An 18,352-nucleotide genomic window follows, 5' to 3' on the forward strand; every position below is an offset into this window, starting at 1 on the left:
TGTCTTTCGAAAAATCGATCAATTCTTGTTATCGGTGTCGGCGCCGGCACCCAGGGTGCGGCGCTCCAGATCGGTCACCCAGCTCATGGCGAGCCCGCGATCTGTCTCGTCCGTGGCAGCATTGACGCTATCTTGTCCGCGCACGCGCTGGAGGGCCTGGTCATACATCTGCTCGGCGATGCCGACGCCGCCGGATTCAGACAGAACCGTGCCGAGTTGCTCGGCCATCATGCTCTTCCACATCTCGCCGGCATTGCCCTTGCCGTACACTTCCTCGCTCTCGTCCGGCAGCATGCTCTGGACGAAGTTGGTGAGATAAACGGCTTCAAAATCGCGGTAGATCTTCGGAGGCTTGCCGACATCCTCGGTCGGTTGCGCCGTCGCTTCGACGCGAGCGGCGTTGGCGCTGCGGTTCAGAATGTCGACAGTCGCGCCAAAACCTGCGCCCTTCTCGGCGAGACTGGTCGCCATGAAGTTCGCCCGGTTGGCTTTCAGTTGTTCCTGAGCAGCGGCAACTTGTGCCGGATCAGCAGCACGGACAACGTCCAGCACCAGATCGCTTGGAGGAGAAATGGCCACGATGACATCCTCGATTTCGGTTCGAGGCGACTATCACTCCTGAAGCTTGCTGGAGGCTGGTGTGGCAAATTTCAGGTCGATCAGATCATAGATGGCATCGTCATCGCGCTCGCGCTCTTCGTGGTCGCGCGCATCCTTCATGTTTTCTTCCAGCCGGTCGCCCTTGGCGCGCTCGCGCATCAGCTTCATCTCCTGAACCTGCTGCAGACCGTGCAACTGCTTGTCCGTGTTGGACAGGCGATCGAAGCGGTCCGCATAGTTCTGGGCGAAAAGCCGGTGCAAGGGATCGAGCGATCCGATGGCATCCATGACCGTGTCCATCGAACGAGCGTTTTCCTCGATGCGTTGTGCGGTGATGCCCAGATCGCTTTCGGCCATCCGCTCCATGTGACGCTGTACGGCGACCAGACGCTTGAGTTTGTCGGATTTCTTTTGCGGTCCCAAGGCAGCCTCGTCAGAAATTGAAGATCATCGGGAAATTCTGGCCGAACTGCATGACCATGGCAGCGATGGTGAAATAGACCAGGAGCAGTCCACCCATCAGCAGATAAGGGGTCGAGATGTAGAAGACGGGCACCTGGGGTGCGAGCTTGTTCACCAGACCGACGGCCACGTTGAACATCAGACCGAAGATCAGAAATGGGCTCGCCAAACGCAGCATCAGAAGGAAGGTCTGCGTCAGGGTGTCGGTCAGCGTGATCAGCATTTTCTGGCTGTCCGGCATGCCGCCGATCGGCATCACCGAATAGGAATCGAACAGCGCGCGAAACACCACATGGTGGAAATCCAACATGAAGAGCATGAGAAGGCCACCGAAGGAGATCAGATTGGTCATCTGGTTGTCAGGGGTGTCTTCGAGAACGTCTGACGCGCCCGGCGTGTTGAGGCCAATCGCCATCGAGATCGCCGAGCCTGCAAATTGCAATCCGAGTACATAGAAGCGCGGAACAAGGCCGTACATCATGCCAATCAGAAGCTCAGCGACGATGACGCCGATGAGAGAGGCCCCGCCTCCGGAGACCGTGGGGTACACGGTATCGAAGAGCAAAGGCGTCATAGCCAGCGAGATGGCAAAGGCAAGGAAGAACCGCACCGTCATCGAGATACGGGCCGAAGAAAAGCCCGGCAGGGTCATGATGCAGGCGCCGATGCGACAGAAAATCGCGATCAGTACCAGCACACTCCCCTGCGGGTCAGAAATCATGAAATGGAGCCCAGAATCTTGATCTCGATGCCCTTGGCGAGTTCCACATGTGAAAGGACCGGCAAGGTGGCAAAGAGTTGTTCGATGATCATGCGCACATAGGACCGTGTTTCGGGCGACGTGACAAGGACGAAGGGCAGGCCCCGGTCCATGAATTCACGGATAACCTGACTTGCCTGTTCGGAGAACTCTTCCAGGCTGCGCGGATCGATGTCGAATTCGACGATCTCGCCCTTGGCATCGCGCTTCAGCGCCTGGTGGAAGACGAGATCCCACTTGGAGCCGAGACGCAAGACGCGCAGGACACCGTTGTCGGTGAGGTCGCCGCAGAGTTGCTGGGCCATGCGGACACGCACATGCTCGACGATCTGCTCCGTCTTGCGGACATGCGGCGCGAGTTCGGCGACCGCTTCGAGAATGAGATGCAGGTTGCGGATCGAGACGCGCTCGGCGAGCAGCAGCTTCAAGACCGCCTGCAGGCCCGAATAGGACATATGCGACGAGCAGATCTCATCGGCGAGCTTCTTGTACTCGGGATCCAGGCGATCGATCAGCACCTTGACGTCCTTGTAGGACAGGAGCTGTGGCAGGTTGTTGCGGATGACTTCCGAGACATGCGTCAGCACGACCGAGACATTGTCGATCGGGTGGAAGCCTTCGCGCTTGAGTTCTTCTGTGAAGGTTTCGAGGACCGAGACCGCCGGCATGCCGAAAGCCGGTTCGCGGATCTCGTCGCCCGGTACGTTTGGCTTGCGACCAGAGCCTGTCACGACCAGAACTTCACCGACACGCAGGTTGTTCGACGCGACCGTCGTACCGTGGATACGGATCTGATAGGCCTTTTCCGGGATCGCGATATCGTCGGTCACCTTGATTTCCGGCACGACAAAACCGTACTGGCTGGCGAATTTCTTGCGCATTTTGCCAACGCGGAAGGCAAGTTCCTGATGGGCTCCAAGCAGTCGGGTGGAGACAAGCTTGCCAAGGGCCAGTTCGATCTCGGAAGTCTTGAGAACAGACTTGACCGAATCCTTCTCGGCTTCCTTGTTCTGGATGACCTTCTTTTCTTCCTGCTCGCGCTTGACCTGATTTTCGGCCTCGAGGCGGCGCGGGATGAGCCAGGCACCGAAGGCCATCAGACCACCTAGAACGGTAAAAGGGATCAGGGGAAGGCCGGGAACGAGCGCAAGTGCCCCCATCATTGCGGCCGCGACAGACAAGGCGCGCGGATAGCCGCTCAGCTGATTGACCACAGCCTCGTCGGTCGAGCCGGGTGTGCCGCCGCGCGAGACCAGAAGGCCGGCGGCCAGCGAAACGATCAGAGCTGGAACCTGGGAGACGATGCCGTCACCGACGGAGAGCTTGACGAAGACGTCTGCTGCTTCGCCGAGCTCCATGTCATGGCGGAAGTAGCCAATGACAATCCCGCCGACAACGTTGATGGCGGTGATGATCAGACCGGCGATCGCGTCGCCGCGGACAAACTTCGAAGCACCATCCATCGCACCGAAGAACGAGCTTTCCTGCTCCAGTTCACGGCGTCTGTGCTGTGCTTCCTTTTCGTCGATGATACCGGCCGATAGGTCGGCGTCGATCGACATCTGCTTGCCGGGGATTGCATCAAGGGTAAAGCGGGCGCCGACTTCCGCGATACGCGTGGCGCCCTTGGTGATGACGATGAAGTTGACGGTGATCAGGATCAGGAAGACGATCAGACCGATGACGAAGTCGCCGCCCATCACGAGGTTGGAGAAGCCGGCGATCACCCCGCCGGCGGCCCCGTGGCCCTCGTGACCATGGGTTAGAATGACGCGCGTCGTCGCGATGTTGAGCGACAGACGGATCATGGTGGCGATCAGCAGGATAGTCGGGAAGGACGAGAAGTCCAGAGGGCGCTGAATCCAGAGCGCGACCATCAGGATCAGGACGGAAAGTGCAATGGAGAATGCCAGGCCGACATCGATCAGAAAGGGCGGTATGGGCAGAAAGAGGATGCACAGGATCATCACGATCCCGAACGCGAAACCGATGTCACGCCCGCTGGGGCTGGCCTTCGGGATTACGAGTGCAGGTGGTTGCGCCATGTCCATTCCATCTCTTCATGAGAAGTCACCCGGAAGACCATGCTTCCGGCAGTCTGCCTTGAAGAGATAGACGGCGAAGCTTGCGCGAGGGTGTCAGACCGCTCCGCTAGAAGCCTGACTGGATCCGCGAGAAAACGAGGTTGCTGAAGAGATTGATCTGGGCTCCGACGAAAGGCGCCGAGATGCCGATCGTGATCATAATGGCAAGGATCTTCGGCACGAATGTCAGGGTCATTTCCTGGACCTGGGTCAGCGCCTGGATCAACGCGATGACGACACCGACGATCATGCCGGCGGCCACGGCCGGCCCGGAAGCGATGATGATTGTCCAGATTGCAGCCTGGAGAATGTCGAGAGCGTCTGCCTCATTCATGAGACGGTATCCTTTCGGAGTGGCGAATCACGCCTTCCACTCCGAAAGGCCTAGCATGTCACGTGCCGCTCGTCGTGGGCTTGGTCCCGACGCGGACGCCCACGGTGATGGGGATTTCCTTGCCCTCAGCGGTCGTTGCCACCATCGTGTCGCTATAGACGCGAACCGAGGCGATGACGCCGGTGGTCTTTTCATCGGCGCTGGTGATGGTCTTGCCGATGTAGGAGGAGGCGTTGCTCAGCGCGTTGCCGGTGATCAACGTCTCGAGGTTCGAGTTCGTCTGGATCGTCTGCTCGACCTGGGAGAAGGTGGCAAGCTGCGAGATCTGCTCCGTCGCATCCATAGGATTCGTCGGATCCTGGTTCTTCATCTGGGCGATCAGGAGCTTCAAGAAGCTATCGTAATCGATCGATGCCTTCTCGGCAGCCTTGCTCGCCGTGCTGCTGGTGGCAGACGATGTCGTCGTGGCCGCAGTGGCGGCAGCTACACCGTCTACCGCCATGGCGCAATCTCCTTGCGGATCTGCTCGATGGTCGCCGGCGTCATTTCCTGGTTGTTCAGGATGCGGTCCTCAATCGGATAGAGCTGACGGATCGCCTTCAAGGCATCGAAAGCGCGACCGGAGGAGACCATGCCATCGATGCGCTTCAGCTCAGCGAGGATCTCTTCGTTCTCGAAGCAGGACAACAGCATGATGACCGACTTGCGGAACATCGCCAGCGACTGATCCTTGCCTTCCGGATTGATCAGCATCATCTGGGCGATGAAGTAGAGCTGACGCAGCGGCGTGGTCGCCTGCTCCGGCTGCAGAACGTGGTTCTCGAGCAGGAAGGTGACATCGTTCAGGAACTCGAGGGCAACCTTGCGGTCGACGCGCAGAACCGCTCCATTGATGAAAATACGTTCGCCCGACTTGAGCGAGATGCGCAAAGTGCTCTTCATTTAAGTCCATCCCTGATGATGGTTGTCACGTCGATGATGCCCTGGAAGTTCTCGGACTCACGCTTACGGATCCGGTCACACTCTTTCAAAATCCAGATGGCGATGGAAATCAGATTGGCGCGTACTTCGTCGCCGAGCTGGTTCTCGGGGTTTTGCAGATCTTCGATCAGCCGGATCCAGACCCGGCGGGTATAAAACAGAGCTTCGATCGCCTCGCGGGAGTAGCCCTTCTTTTCACGGGCCGCGCTCAGAAGCTGGATGCAACGGTCAAGGGCCTGCCGTTCGCGCTCCTTGGCGTCAGCGACGCCATCTTCCATAATCTCGGCATATGAGAACTGGTACATTCAGTTGCCCTTCAGGTTCATTTCACCCTTTGCTCATCAAAGGTAGTTTACAAGACTCAAGCCCTGGATCCTCGATGTCAGCGTGTATGATGCTTCCACCATGGCAAGCAGAGAGTTAACGCGAGTTGACGCTTCGTACGCATCTACTTCAATTTTGCTCGACAGGCTGGTTTCGATAATATCCACCTGAACCTTGAGCGAGGCATCCGCCTTCTCAATTCGGTTCTCGGAAAGACCAAGTTCCGAGCGCGTCGAGTTGATGCCGGTGATGGCGCGGCCCGTGTAATCGATCGCCTTGTTGATCGCGACGGTCACTGCGGCCGCCGGCGCACCGATCGTCAGGAGCTCCTTGGTCACGATGGCAGAGAGCGCGAAGTAGCGGAAGCCGTCTTCGTTGGCCGAGGCCGACGTCTGGACAGTTTCAGACTGCGTGATGCGGCTGGTCATCGCCTGGTCGGTCGCGTTCGACCAATCGGTGTTCCAGTCGGCTCCGGTATACATCGGCTCCAGCGTGGAGGTGATGAAATCCTCCATGCTCGGGACTGCACCACTCGGGACGATCGTCGCGACGCTCGCCGTATCGGTCGGCGCGAAGCCGAAATAGGCGGTAAAGGCGTTGTCGAAAGCCGTCTTCGCCGGCGACGTGTTCGTGTACTCGCTGAACGGCTTCACATCGGTGTTGATGCCTGCGAACAGGAATTCACCATTGGCCGACTGGTTGGCCATGCTCGTCATCGTCGAGAGGGAGTTCGATACGGTCATCACGGTGGTGTTGATCGTGTCGCTGTTCGACGACCCGGAGATGGTGATCAGCGCGTTGTTCATCTCTTCGGCGGCGGTCGCGATCTGCTTCAGCGCTTCCTGGGAGGCGGACAGTCGCTGCGTCGCGATCGAGTTGTTGCTGATCATCGAGTTCAGCCGCAGGCTTTCCCGGTTCAGGTCAACGACGGTCGAAGTCTTGCTGCCCAGTTCCGCACCGATGTCGGCGTAGAAGCCGGTGCTGACTTCCTGCTGTGACTTCAAGAGCTCATTTTGCGCCTGCCGAATGGTCAGTCGCATGGATGTCTGGGTGGAAAGATTGGAGACGCTAGCTGTCGACATTGGGATTACCTCACCATATCCATGACGGCCTTCAGCATCTCATCCACCGTTGAGACGAGCTTGGCTGCGGCCTTGTAGGACTGTTCGACATCGAGCAGCATCGAGAGTTCTTCGTCGAGACTGACCGCCGTCTTGGAGGAGTAGGTCTGGAACGTACGCTCATAGAGCGCCTGCTTGTTTTCAAACGCCGTCGAGGCGTTCGAACGCAGCTCTTCGAGCCAGCCGATCGAGTTGCTGGCGAAGGACAAAACACTTGCATCCGTCTTGAGGTCCGCTTCGGCGGAGAAGCTTCTGTTCGCGGCGAGTTCGTCGACATAGCTGTTGATCAGATCGGTGAAGCCCGATGATCCATCGACGTTCTGCACATAGGCGGCGCCATTGATGCCACCGTCACGGATCAGCATTGGATCGCCGCCGGCATCCGAGCGAACGGCCGGATTGACTTGAATGAGGGCAGCCAGGCCAGGCTCGACCGTTCCCGTCAAGGGAATTGTGCCGGTCGGCCAGGTGAACAGGCCCGGCAGTTCACCGCCGCCGCCGGTGTCTACTTCCTGGAAGGCTTCGATCAGGCCACGCGCGATTTCATCGAGCTGGGTCTGGAAGGTCGGCGCAATGACATCGCGGATCTGCACGAGCGAAGCAAGCGAACCCTGGCCATCGGTATTGCCGCCGATGCCGGCGCGAACCGCCGTTCCGTCGATGTAGATGGCATTGCCGGAGACTGTCGAATTATAGGTAAACGTGCGCACGAAGCTGACTTCGCGCGGCTCCGTCTCGAACAGCGTCGTTCCGTCATAGGTGTACAGAACCATGTCGCTGTTATCGCGCATGTTCACGGACACGCCGACGATATTGGAGATCTCCTTGAGGAGCGTGTCGCGGCGATCGAGATAGTCGTCGGCATTGCCACCGGTCGCCGTCTGACGCACGACCGTATCGTTGACGATCTTGAACTCGGCGAGCAGCTTGTTCAGCGACTCGACCTGCTGAAACATCTGCGCATCGGTGTCTTCGCGCAGTTTCTGCGTCGACATCGTCGTATTGTTCAGCGAGTTGACGACGTCGATTGCATCCGTCACGACCGTGGAAGCGAGTGCGTATTCGCCCGGGGCGGCGGCGAAAGCCTGCAGGCTGCTTTGCAGGTTCGCGAGATAGTTGGATGGCGACAATTCCTTGTCATTGCCACCAAGCGCATTGGAAAGCGTGGTCAGGCCGTCCAGAAGTGTCGACTGCGCACTCTGCTGCCCCGTCGACGATGCCATCTGGCGCAGCAGAGCCATCTGCTGCGACCGTTCATTCTGCACCGTCGAGAAACCGTAGACGGTCTGCGTGACCACCGCATCACGGCGCACGTAGTTCTCGTTGCCGGTGTTGGCGATGTTCGTCGAGATTACGGACGTCTGCTGGGACGTATTCCGGAAAATCGAGTTGGCCGTATTCAGTGACGATGCAAGCGACATAGGACTAACCTACTCTTTCGATTATCTCTTCAGGTTGACCAGGACTTCCATCAATTCGGAGCCGGTCTGGAATACCTTGGAGTTTGCAGTGTAGTTGCGCTGGGACTCGATCATCGCGGTGAGCTCTTCAGCGACATCCACGTTGGAGTCTTCAAGTGCGCCCGACAGGATCGTGCCGAAGCCGCTGGAGCCGGCATAGCCAAGGATGACGACACCGGAGTCGTTCGACTGGGTGTACATGTTGCCGGCCACCGGATTGAGATTGTCCGGGCTCTGGACACTGGCGAGCGCGACGCGGAAGGTCGGCACCAGATCGCCGTTGTCGTAGGCAATCGAAACGATGCCCTTGTCGTCGATTTCGTAACCCTTGACCTTCGAGGCGGCGTTGCCGTCCACCTTGCCCAGCTGGACGGAGAAATCCGAGGCGAGCTGGGTCGTATCGCCAATGCTGATCAGGATACCGGTACCAGGGTCGCCGACTTCGGCGCCGTCTACAGTGTAGGGATCAAGCGGCAGCTCGGCTGGATCGGGAGTTACGAGTTTGCCGTCCGCGTCAAAAACCAACGTTTGGGGCGCAAGAACCTGAGTGCCGTTATCCCGTTCAACCGCAGAGACCTCCCACGTATTGTCGGCGATCTTCTCATAGGTGAAATCGATCAATCGGCTTGATCCCTGACTGTCAAAGACGGTCAGAGACGTCTTCTTGATGTCAGCGGCAACACCTACCTCGGCCGAGTTCGGCAGGTTCACGTTCAGCGTGCCTGTCAGTGATCTGACTGCCGAAATCCCCGAACCGGAGAGGTCCACTGGCTCCAAGCCATCGAAACCATTGACGACAATCGTCGGATCGACATCAGAATCATAGGGATAACCCTGCAGCGTATAGCCGGCCGTGTTCTTCAGGGTTCCGTCGTCCTGCAGAACAAAGGAACCGGCACGCGTCATATAGGGGGTGCCGTCGTCGCCCTTGACGATGAAGAAGCCGTCGCCATTGATGGCGAGGTCCGTCGTCGACGTCGTGTAGCTGAAGGTACCCTGGCTCGAAATCGAGTAGCGCACGTCCGTTTCGACACCGCCGGAATTGTAGGCGCCGTTCGTGGTCGGCAAAATCATGGATGAAAATTGCACCGAGGCCTTTTTGTAGCCGACAGTGCTGGAATTGGCGATGTTGTCAGCGACGGTGCTCAGCCGGTTCGACTGGGCATTCATGCCGGAGACACCCGTTCGCATGGTTCCGTAAAGGCTCATGTCAAAATCCTCGTTTGCTAGTCGATTTGGAGAGTATGAGGTGGGCCTTGCGTGAAGCTGTCTGGCTTGAGCGCCCAGCTTTTTCCCTCGCGTCGAGGGAAAAAAATGCGGCCGCTCAAGGGCGGCCGCAGGTAGAGATCAGCTCCAGTCGATGCAGTAGCCGAGGAAGCGTTTGGAATCGACAGGATCGAAACCCAGCTTCTTGCGCAGCTTCTTGCGAAGCTTGGAAATGTGACTTTCAACGACGTTCTCTTCGACTTCCTCGTCGAAGATCCCGTAGATCGCGTTGAAGATCTGCGTCTTCGATACGCGTCGGCCGCGGTTTGCGACCAAATATTCCAGGATGCGGCGCTCGCGGCGCGGCAAGGGGAAGACGTCGCCGGCGATCTCGGGATCACGGCCGTCGGAGAAGACCTTGATCGGACCGATCTCGGTGAAATTGGTGATTGCCCGAAGACGCCGGCGGATAGCCGCAGCGCGCGCCAGGATTTCACGGGGATGCACGGGCTTACGTACGACGTCATCGACTCCGCAATCGAAGAGCGCCAAAGTAGCCTCCAGGGATGGATGATCGCTGACCGCGATCACCGGCGCCTGGGTCCGGTCACGAATTGCCCGCGGCAATTCGAGGGTCATCTCGCCCTGGCCGAGGACGAACGCCTCAACCGCTGCAATGTCGGAATCGGCCGCCGTATTGACCCATTCCCCGAACTCCCGGGGGTCGAACCCCGTCGAGGGAATCCCCTCGCGTCCAAATAGTGATGTGTATCCGTCTTTCACGAGCTCGCGCTCATCTACCACGACGATCATTCAGCCGCCTCCGAATCAGTGTGGTGTTTCGATGCACCATGGGTACGAATCGGGGGATTCATGAACAACTAGGAGAACTTAACCATAGTAATTAACGATTGATTAACCATTTGGTGCCGATTTGAACTAGATCTAGTATGTTTTGAACTACGCTGACACAATTTTTCGGTGGAAAAGTTAACGCAAGTTTCGCACAAGGTCTTGCATGAGCTCTCGTTACCGCAGTGTCGCCACAATTCGCAAATCGGCACAATCGTGACTGTCAAACAATCATGGGTTGCTATTCACCGCAAAATTGTCGCGCATTGGGCGTCCAGTTCCCATAGCCCGTGGCAACCAGATTGGAGATCACACGGCACACGTAACGCTTCTGGGCGGGATCATTATTAGGTCCTGCATGATAGCGCGCAACCGCCATCGTCCAGGTTTCATGACGATTGTGAAGGTTGCTGAGGAAGCGAGCGGCATATTCCACGTTGCGCCTCGGGTCAAACATCGCCTCGACTGAGGTAAAGTGCTCCCCGTGGAAGTGCTGATTGATCTGCATGCAGCCGACATCGATCAGCTTCGCTCCGCCCATTCTTGCACGCTCGAAGCCGTCGAGAGCAGCATCCAGATCGTCGAAGTAATAGGCTTTGCCCTCGACGTTCATGGCATAGGGGGCAAGACTGCCCTTGCGGCCAGTCTCTGTCAGGCCGACCGAATAGAGAATGCCTTCGGGAACGCCGTATTTGGCAGCGGCCGCGCTGATGGCGCCCTCACAGGCACCGCGACTTGCCTCTACCTCAGACGTAAAGCTGATCAGGGCGAGCGCCGCGATTGCCGGAAGCGGGAACATCCGTCGTATCAGCCACACGCTCATCCGCCATCCTCACGGTATTTCCTGGCGCGTCACCGCGCTGCTGTCGTTCACCGCCCTGATTTCCGGGCTGGAATGCCTGTTGGCCGGACTGCTGGTTCTGCGATCCATTCTGTCCTGCATCTGCGCTGCGATCCGCCGACGGGGTCTGCATGGTCACCTGGACCTGGTCGACGACCAGACCCTGGGCCCGGAGTGCCTTCAGGATGTCGCTCTGATCGTTTGAGAGCTGGCGGAAGGCCGCCGGGTTGTCGACGGTCAGCTGAACACTCAGCTCTTCGCCTGACAGGCGCAGGGTCGCGGTGACACTGCCGAGCTCAATCGGTGTCATCTGGAGCTTCAACGTATGCACGACCTTGCCCTGGCTGGACTGGGCAGCGGCATTGGCGAGCTCTGAGCCGGGTGCCATGGCACCGAGCCACTCATTGTCGCCCAGCATCGCTGCAGTAATGGACGCGGCATTGGATGTGGAGACTGGAGCGATATAGCGGCGGCTATCGACGACCGTGACCGTTTCAACCACTTTCTGCTCGGTCTGCTCCGGAGAAGACGCCCCCTCCCCGCGCAGAACAAGTGGCTGCCCCTTGCCGTCTGCCCGGATGAAGCGGAAATCGCGATCGCCGTCCGAGCTGTCGTCATCCGAAGCGGAGTTATCGGCGGCGTCATGGGCCTTGGCGTCAATAAGGTTCCCGGCGAGAACCTTCTGATCGTCCTTGTCCGACTTGTCGCCCTTGGCTGGCTCCTTGCCCTTCTCGGCGGGATCAATCTTGCCACCTGCCAGAAGCTGAAGCACATCGGCGAGGTCCGCCACCGGAGTTTCGGACGGGGTCGCCTCGCCTGCAGCCTGCTCGGTCGCCACTGGTTCGCCTTCACCGGTTTCCTTGCGATCCCGAACGGCCGCCATCGCCTTCGCCAGTTGCGCCTTCAGTTCCGGATCAAGGCCTTCGATCTCGACCTGAGGCTCCTTATCGCCCTGAGCATTTGCTTTGGTCTTGGCCTGCGCCTTGGCGAGAGCCCGGATCAGATCCCCAGTCGAGACGTCAGCCGGAAGTGCATCGAGTTCCGCCAGCAAAGCATCATCGATGAAGGATCGTTCACTCGCCCGCGCCGTCTTTGCATCTGGCTGATTTACCTCTGCCTCCGAGGCTTCCGTCTCGTCGCGTGTGCGATCCTGCTTCGACGCACCTGCCTCCTGCTCGCCGGATTTGGAGAGCACCTTGGAGAAGCTGCCGTCGTCCGCCGCCTTGTCTGCGCGGCCCGAGCCGCTTGCAGCCGCCGGGCCATCCGTCGCGGGCATTCTGGGGGCGGAAAGTGCGTCCATCATGTTACGGGCCTTCTTTCTGGAGAAGATCGTCGATTGCGTCGAGCTTAGAGCGTCCGGAATCGACGAAGCTACGCAATTCCGGGTCGATTTCGGTTTGCTCGGCAGGAAGTGTCGCGGCTGCGTCGGCGACTGGCTGCGTTGCGTCAGCCTGCGTAACTGAGGCCGGCTCCGGCTGGGCAAACGGATCCTGCAGGTCCGGATCAGCCGATGCGGATTGTGCCGGATCGTCGATGCTCACAGCTTCCGCCGAAGGCGTCTGGGAACGCTGAATGGGTTCGGGTTTGCGCAGGACTTCTTTAGCGATGGTTTCAGCCGCCTGCCTCAAGGCGCGATCCCTGGGCGACAACATGTCCTCCGGGACCTGCATCAAGGCCGCCATCGCGTCGGTGACATTCTCAGTGGGGACACGCACGAGGCTGCCATAGAGTTTCGCCAGAGCGTCGGCACCTTCCTCGGTGCCGGAAAGCAGCTTTGCCTGCTCGGCAGCCATGGTCGCCAGTTGGTTGTGGCCGGCAATGGCCGCCTCACGGGCAATCCGTAGGTAGACCTCACGGCGCCGATCCGCGTCCATGTAGCCGAGTGTGGCTTCTATGTCGGTGGGCTTCAGCACCTCGTAATGCTCCACGACGAAACGGACGAACAGATCAGCGAACTGGCTGGCATAGGGAGAATAGAGGAAGCGACGCGCATAGCCATTGGCGTAAAGCGAGGCCTTGTCGACGATCTTGGCATCGACCGCGACCGCAAGCGACCGTCGCAGGGCCGCTTCCTCGACGATGGTGCCGGGCGCCGTAAGGCGGGCCCAATCGTAGAACTTGAGCGCAGCGGCCGGATCGCGCGTCAGGGTCACATTGCCGGCGACCAGCGCCAGATAAGGGCCGATCTTGTCATTCTTGTATTCGACGGCCATGTCGCCGAGGGTCTTGCCGATGAGAGTACCCTTGCCGCTCAGATACTTGCGCAAGGCATCACTGACCCGGTTGTCGAAGTTGCCCTCGATGTCGCGGGCGACCAGGAATTCCAGGGTTGCCGGATTTCCTCCGCTCATCGCGTAAATCAGGGCTGCATCGACGTTGCGAGGATCCTGGAAAATCTTCGGGTCGGCCGTGCGCAAACGCTCGTCGATCGTGTTGAGCACGAACCGCTGCATGTCGGCTGCAGAATGGTCGCCGCGCACCACAGTATCCTGGACGAATTGCAGCGATCGCAGCATTCGATACGGCTCGATCGCCTCGTCCGTCGACTGCGCATGGCCGAACGATCCGACCGAACATACGGTCAGACCGGACAGCAGCAGGCGGAGGGTGAGACGGCGGATGAGCATGGTCAGCCCTGCTCCGCTTCGATCAGGATCTCGATGCGACGGTTGGCGTCTGCGAGCGGATCCTCCGGCACCTGCAGGCGCCGATCGGCAAAGCCCGAGACCTGCTCGACACGATCCTCGTCAAGACCGCCGCGGACCAGCATGAAATAGGCGCTGTGGGCGCGGGCCATGGAAAGCCGCCAGTTGTCATTTTCCGTGCCGCGGAACGGGCGGGCGTCCGTATGGCCACGGATCACGATGCGGCCCGGCTTTTCCTGCAGGATCTGACCGAGTTTCTCCATGGCGACCACCAGTTCCCGGCGTGGCACGGCCGAGCCGAGATTGAACATGGCGGCATCGCTCTGATCGCTGATCGTGACCAGCAAGCCACCTTCCGTCGGCGTGACAATGAGCCCCTCGGCCAGCTTGCCGGCTGCTCCGCCAATGGCATTTGCGATTTCCGCCTTGAGGGTGTCCGCCGCCGCAAGCTGAGCCTCGAGCTCAGCCTCGGCGGTTTCCGGCTTCTCAGCAACTCCCTCGAGCGGCTGTTCGGTCTGGCCGATCTCCGACGCGTCTGCGTCGGCCGGCTTGTCAGCGGCCATCGCTTCTGATGGCGTGGCTGCCGGATCCGGTTTCTGACCGGGCACTACAAGGGCGATCTGCTGTTCAGGCTCGGTCGAAGGTTCAGACGTGTCAGTGTCGGATGGCGGGGCGGTCTGTGCCTGCTCGGCCGGCGTCTGCGCGTCGGTCGGATCGCCCGGCGGACCGTTGGCGGTCTGAACCTGCTGCGTCCAGAAATCCGGATCGAAGGGATCGCGATAGGCCTCACCGCCCTGAGCGCCGGTAGACGGGCCAGAGTCAGCTGCGCCGCCTTCGCCCTTGGCGCTGACATTGGCCTGTTGCCCGACTTCCTGGGCGATTTCAGCCAGAACCGAATAGGGGTTTTCGAAGAAGTCGGCCTCCGAATAATTGGCTTCGTCGCCCGAGGAGGCCGTCTGGTCGTCACCGGTCGCGGCGGCGGAACCTACCTTGTCCTGGTCTTCATCGACCTGGGAGCGTTCCTTCTTCTCTTGGCCCTCGCTGGTTTCGACCGGCTTCTCGAGCCCCTTTTCGGTGGGCTTTTCGTCGGCAAGCTGAATTGGATTGAAGTAACTGGCCACCGTGGCCTTGGTCTCTTCATTGGCAGCATTGACCAGCCACATGACGAGGAAGAAGGCCATCATCGCTGTCATGAAGTCGGCAAAGGCGATCTTCCACGCTCCGCCATGCGCGCCATCGTGGTCACCCTTGCGGCGCTTGACGATGATGATCTGGCTCTTGCCGTGGTGGTGGTTCTCGTCGCTCATGCCAGCACTTTCTTCAGGCTCGCCGTAAAGGCCGAGATGCGGGTGACGAGCGCGGCATCGCCGAATTCAGCCGAGAGATCGAGGTCCGGATCCTCGACATGGCGCAGGAAACTTGTCTGCTCCGGCATTTCCGACTGCAGCTTTTCAAACAGGAGACGAGGCCCCTTGACCTCAATCGTGCCTGCCTCGCCCGCATTTATGGCTGCCTTCAAGAGTTCAGCCAGGTCTTTCACAGCCTTCTCGGCAAGGGCCTCGCCAATCGCCGGAGCGAGCGCAATCGCCGCCTGTTCGCTCACGGCCATCGAGAGCCTCTCGATCACGTCCGGCAGCTTCGTCGCGAGCAGGTCTGCAAATTCATCACGCAGTTTCTGGTCACGCTCGGCCAGCGCCTGCGCGTGGGCTATCTCGATTGCCTGCCGGTCCACCTCGAAACGCTCCGCAGCTGCCTTTTCACCGGCTTCATGACCCTCGGCATAGGCCTCGCGCTTGATGGCCTCGACGTCGACTGCCTCGGGTTCGGGAAGCGCCGGGAAGTCCATGTCGAAGGCATCCACCGACGGCATATCGAAGGCCGGCGCCGGCGGCGCAGGTGGCGCGACCGTTGTCGAAAAGTCCTTGAGATAACGGGCCAAAGGCATGCTCATGGGCAATCGCCTCCATCGGCGACAGATTGGACACGGCTGAAGTGCAATTCCAGGAGAAGAAGATCAAACATCAGCATGTCCGTACGCGTTCTCTCATCTTCAAGGATCGTTCAAAGCTCATTCGGCACGGCTTGGCTTCTGATGCCACGTGCGCTTCCTGAAGCTAGGGGTTCAAACTTGCGCGAAGATGAATGAGGTTGGTGGCGACCTGCTTCAAAACGGCACGGAACCGCTGGATACCAGTATATCCAGCGGTTCAAGGCTTATCGCTGGAAGAGCGTCAGGAGTTTTTCTGCGCTGCTATTGGCGATCGAGAGTGCCTGGATGCCAAGCTGCTGCTGGGTCTGCAACGCCTTCAGACGCGTCGATTCCTCGTTCATGTCGGCATCGACCAGACGGCCAATGCCCTTGTCGATCACGTCCATGAGGTTCGAGACGAAGGTGTCCTGCATCTCGATACGGCTGGTGATGGCGCCGAGGGTGGCGGCGGCATCGGTCAGTTGCTGGATGACGTTGTCGACGACGGCAATCATGTCGTCGAGCGCTTCCTTGGACGTGTTGGTGTTTATCGCGATCTCGTCGCCACCGGTCGGCGCCCCCATATCGAGGAGGTAATATTCGCGTGCACCGGTACCGGTGTTGCGCAGCACGTCGGCGTCGATTGACTTGGTGAGGAAGCCGCGAGACGCATCCTGGATATCGATCAGGACGGATTCGGCGGTGTCAAAGTCGAGGGTCGTGACCTGAACGCTGCCGTCGGCTCCGCGGACGAAGGAGGAAACGACCTGCTTGGTACCCAGCTCCAGCGCATTGGTGTTGTAAAGCCAGTTTTCACCCGAGAAGGATGCGGACTGAGCAGAAGAAATCAGCTGGTTCTTCAGCTGCGTCATTTCTTCGTTGATCTTGTTCTTGTCGACGCCGGGCTCGCTCGCGGCAACCAGCTTTGCCTTGATCGTGGACATCACGTCGACGACATTGTCGAGCGCCGTGTAAGCGGTATCAACGGTTGCCGCACCGAGGCCAAGTGCGTCGGAAACTGTCGAGAGCGCAGCATTGTCGGAACGCATCGTCGTGGCGATTGACCAATAGCCGGCATTGTCGGCTGCCGTTTCGACCCGGTAACCCGACGATACGCGCCGCTGGGTCATCTCGAGATTGTTGTCGATCGAACGAAGTGTCTGCAGCGCCGCCATGGCGGCCGCATTGGTCATAATACTGGTCATGCTTGGTGCCCCTAAGCGTGTCGGACTGCGCATCCGGCGACTTGCCGGCACGACGGGAGGGCATCATGCAAAACGCGCGAACGCGCGATCCCCGTCACTGTTAACAAATCGTTAACAGCGGCAGTTAACAAACAGACCAAGGACATGGCAAGGCACAGGCTTGTCTTTTGTAGTTCAAACGAAATTGCCAAAAGTTTCGCGCAAGGCTCAAACGAAAATCCGCGCCTCTTACGAGGCGCGGATTCACACCGAGAACATCCGACACTGTCAGGGCGGGACGAAGTCGCCCCTAGCCAGAGCGCCGCTTACTGACGGAAGAGAGTCAGGATGCTTTCGGAAGAGGTGTTGGCGATCGAGAGCGACTGGATGGCCAGCTGCTGCTGGGTCTGCAGCGCCTTCAGGCGGGTCGATTCTTCGTTCATGTCGGCATCGACGAGACGACCGACACCACTGTCAATCGAGTTGGTCAGAGCCGCAACGAAGTCCTCCTGCATGCCGATGCGCATGGAAATCGAACCCAAGGCTGCTGCGGCACTGGTCATCTGCTGCAGGCCGTATTCAACCAGAGACAGGGCTTCCTGCATGCCGGCGGTGGTCAGGGCGGTGATGTCGAGCTGATCGATGGAAACGCCCGCGATTTCAGCCGCGGCTGCACCGACCACGCCGTCATTGTCCCAGTCGACAAAGGCGTCGAAGGTATCGGATACGCTGCCAATGATACCGGAGTTGTAGTCGATCAGGCCGGTCGCGTCGCCACCGAACAGAACTGTCATGCCGTCCGCTGTCGTTGCATCGAGAGAATAGAGAGTGGTCGACACGGAAACATTGCCGCTGGAGTCGCGAATGAAGCCTGACACAACCGTCACGTCGACGGGTGCCGTGACCGTATCGGGGCCGGTTGCGACCCAGTTCTGGCCGCTGAAGCTCGCCGATTCGGAGATCGAGCGAAGCTGCTCCTGCAGCTGGTCGATTTCTTCCTGGATCTTCGACTTATCGACGCCTTCTTCCGTGGCGGCGACGACCTTTGCCTTGATTTCCTTCATCACTTCGATGGAGCTTTCCATCGCGGCATAGGCCGTATCGATCTTGGCGGCGCCGAGACCAAGTGCGTCCTGGACGGCGGAGAGCGCCATGTTGTCCGAGCGCATCGTTGTTGCGATCGACCAATAGGCGGCGTTGTCGGAAGCTCCGCCGACACGCAGACCGGAGGATACACGCGCCTGGGTATCCTGCATCTTCGAGTCGATGGAACGGAGAGTCTGGAGTGCAGCCATCGCTGCATTGTTCGTCAAAATGCTGGTCACGGTCGTGTCCCTTAAATGGCTAGATTTGGGGACATCCCGGTCTTTCCGGGAACGATGAAGCGGCCTAATGCCCTTAACCAGTTCTTCGTCTTGGTTAACTCATCGTTACATGAGCCCATGTAACGACCGTATGGTTAACGCATGGTTAAAGAGATCTGATAAAATCGTTAAAATGCAAAAAGCCGCCCCGGAGGGCGGCTTCTA

19 protein-coding genes are annotated in these 18,352 nt (G+C 59.2%); all 19 read right to left on the reverse strand.

What is annotated here, in order from left to right:
- Positions 1–18: 18 nt before the first annotated feature.
- The 19 genes from SJY08_RS15125 to SJY08_RS15215 all read right to left on the reverse strand — a co-directional run bounded on the left by SJY08_RS15125 (position 19) and on the right by SJY08_RS15215 (position 18,148).
- Positions 19–579, reverse strand: a complete 561-nt coding sequence (locus SJY08_RS15125; RefSeq protein WP_069042257.1) for a rod-binding protein — start codon at positions 577–579, stop codon at positions 19–21.
- A 33-nt stretch (positions 580–612) separates the two neighbouring features.
- Positions 613–966: a hypothetical protein gene (locus SJY08_RS15130; protein ID WP_052018175.1), complete on the reverse strand. Its 354-nt coding sequence runs from the start codon at positions 964–966 to the stop codon at positions 613–615.
- A 67-nt stretch (positions 967–1,033) separates the two neighbouring features.
- Complete coding sequence (locus SJY08_RS15135) at positions 1,034–1,783, reverse strand: flagellar biosynthetic protein FliR (protein ID WP_054150831.1); 750 nt, start codon at positions 1,781–1,783, stop codon at positions 1,034–1,036.
- On the reverse strand, positions 1,780–3,867 hold the full coding sequence (flhA, locus tag SJY08_RS15140; protein WP_377276656.1) for a flagellar biosynthesis protein FlhA: 2,088 nt from the start codon (positions 3,865–3,867) through the stop codon (positions 1,780–1,782). The genes SJY08_RS15135 and flhA overlap by 4 nt, the downstream gene beginning before the upstream one ends.
- A 106-nt stretch (positions 3,868–3,973) precedes the next feature.
- Positions 3,974–4,240, reverse strand: a complete 267-nt coding sequence (locus SJY08_RS15145; protein WP_054150832.1) for a flagellar biosynthetic protein FliQ — start codon at positions 4,238–4,240, stop codon at positions 3,974–3,976.
- Positions 4,241–4,298: 58 nt separating this feature from the next.
- Complete coding sequence (gene flgD, locus SJY08_RS15150) at positions 4,299–4,742, reverse strand: flagellar hook assembly protein FlgD (protein WP_054150833.1); 444 nt, start codon at positions 4,740–4,742, stop codon at positions 4,299–4,301.
- Complete coding sequence (flbT, locus tag SJY08_RS15155; protein WP_054150834.1) at positions 4,733–5,182, reverse strand: flagellar biosynthesis repressor FlbT; 450 nt, start codon at positions 5,180–5,182, stop codon at positions 4,733–4,735. Before flbT ends, flgD begins: the two co-directional genes overlap by 10 nt.
- A complete protein-coding gene (gene flaF, locus SJY08_RS15160) occupies positions 5,179–5,526 on the reverse strand; it encodes a flagellar biosynthesis regulator FlaF (RefSeq protein WP_006726381.1) in 348 nt (115 codons plus the stop codon). The genes flbT and flaF overlap by 4 nt, the downstream gene beginning before the upstream one ends.
- A 36-nt stretch (positions 5,527–5,562) precedes the next feature.
- Positions 5,563–6,627 carry a flagellar hook-associated family protein gene (locus SJY08_RS15165; RefSeq protein ID WP_377276660.1) on the reverse strand — a complete coding sequence of 355 codons (1,065 nt, stop codon included), beginning with the start codon at positions 6,625–6,627 and terminating at the stop codon, positions 5,563–5,565.
- 5 nt (positions 6,628–6,632) lie between these two features.
- On the reverse strand, positions 6,633–8,087 hold the full coding sequence (gene flgK, locus SJY08_RS15170; RefSeq protein WP_377276662.1) for a flagellar hook-associated protein FlgK: 1,455 nt from the start codon (positions 8,085–8,087) through the stop codon (positions 6,633–6,635).
- A gap of 21 nt (positions 8,088–8,108) precedes the next feature.
- Positions 8,109–9,335, reverse strand: a complete 1,227-nt coding sequence (locus SJY08_RS15175; protein WP_377276664.1) for a flagellar hook protein FlgE — start codon at positions 9,333–9,335, stop codon at positions 8,109–8,111.
- A gap of 138 nt (positions 9,336–9,473) precedes the next feature.
- Positions 9,474–10,145 (reverse strand): transcriptional activator Rem, encoded by a 672-nt coding sequence (gene rem, locus SJY08_RS15180; protein ID WP_054150838.1) that lies wholly within the window; start codon positions 10,143–10,145, stop codon positions 9,474–9,476.
- A gap of 280 nt (positions 10,146–10,425) precedes the next feature.
- Positions 10,426–10,983 (reverse strand): transglycosylase SLT domain-containing protein, encoded by a 558-nt coding sequence (locus SJY08_RS15185; protein ID WP_054150839.1) that lies wholly within the window; start codon positions 10,981–10,983, stop codon positions 10,426–10,428.
- Complete coding sequence (locus tag SJY08_RS15190; RefSeq protein WP_377276667.1) at positions 10,931–12,328, reverse strand: flagellar hook-length control protein FliK; 1,398 nt, start codon at positions 12,326–12,328, stop codon at positions 10,931–10,933. The genes SJY08_RS15185 and SJY08_RS15190 overlap by 53 nt, the downstream gene beginning before the upstream one ends.
- 1 nt (position 12,329) lies before the next feature.
- Complete coding sequence (gene motC / locus SJY08_RS15195; protein WP_377276669.1) at positions 12,330–13,652, reverse strand: chemotaxis protein MotC; 1,323 nt, start codon at positions 13,650–13,652, stop codon at positions 12,330–12,332.
- Positions 13,653–13,654: 2 nt separating this feature from the next.
- A complete protein-coding gene (locus SJY08_RS15200; RefSeq protein WP_054150842.1) occupies positions 13,655–14,977 on the reverse strand; it encodes a MotB family protein in 1,323 nt (440 codons plus the stop codon).
- The gene (locus tag SJY08_RS15205) at positions 14,974–15,621 is read right to left on the reverse strand and encodes a GTPase (RefSeq protein WP_069042263.1); all 648 of its coding nucleotides are present in this window, start codon (positions 15,619–15,621) and stop codon (positions 14,974–14,976) included. Before SJY08_RS15205 ends, SJY08_RS15200 begins: the two co-directional genes overlap by 4 nt.
- A 263-nt stretch (positions 15,622–15,884) precedes the next feature.
- Entirely contained in the window at positions 15,885–16,844 is a 960-nt protein-coding gene (locus SJY08_RS15210; protein ID WP_054150844.1) for a flagellin, read from the reverse strand.
- A gap of 305 nt (positions 16,845–17,149) precedes the next feature.
- Positions 17,150–18,148, reverse strand: coding sequence for a flagellin (locus tag SJY08_RS15215; RefSeq protein ID WP_377276672.1), 999 nt, complete (start codon positions 18,146–18,148; stop codon positions 17,150–17,152).
- Positions 18,149–18,352 lie beyond the last annotated feature (204 nt).

The organism is Rhizobium sp. R86522, assembly GCF_042466255.1.
Classification (GTDB): Bacteria; Pseudomonadota; Alphaproteobacteria; order Rhizobiales; family Rhizobiaceae; genus Allorhizobium.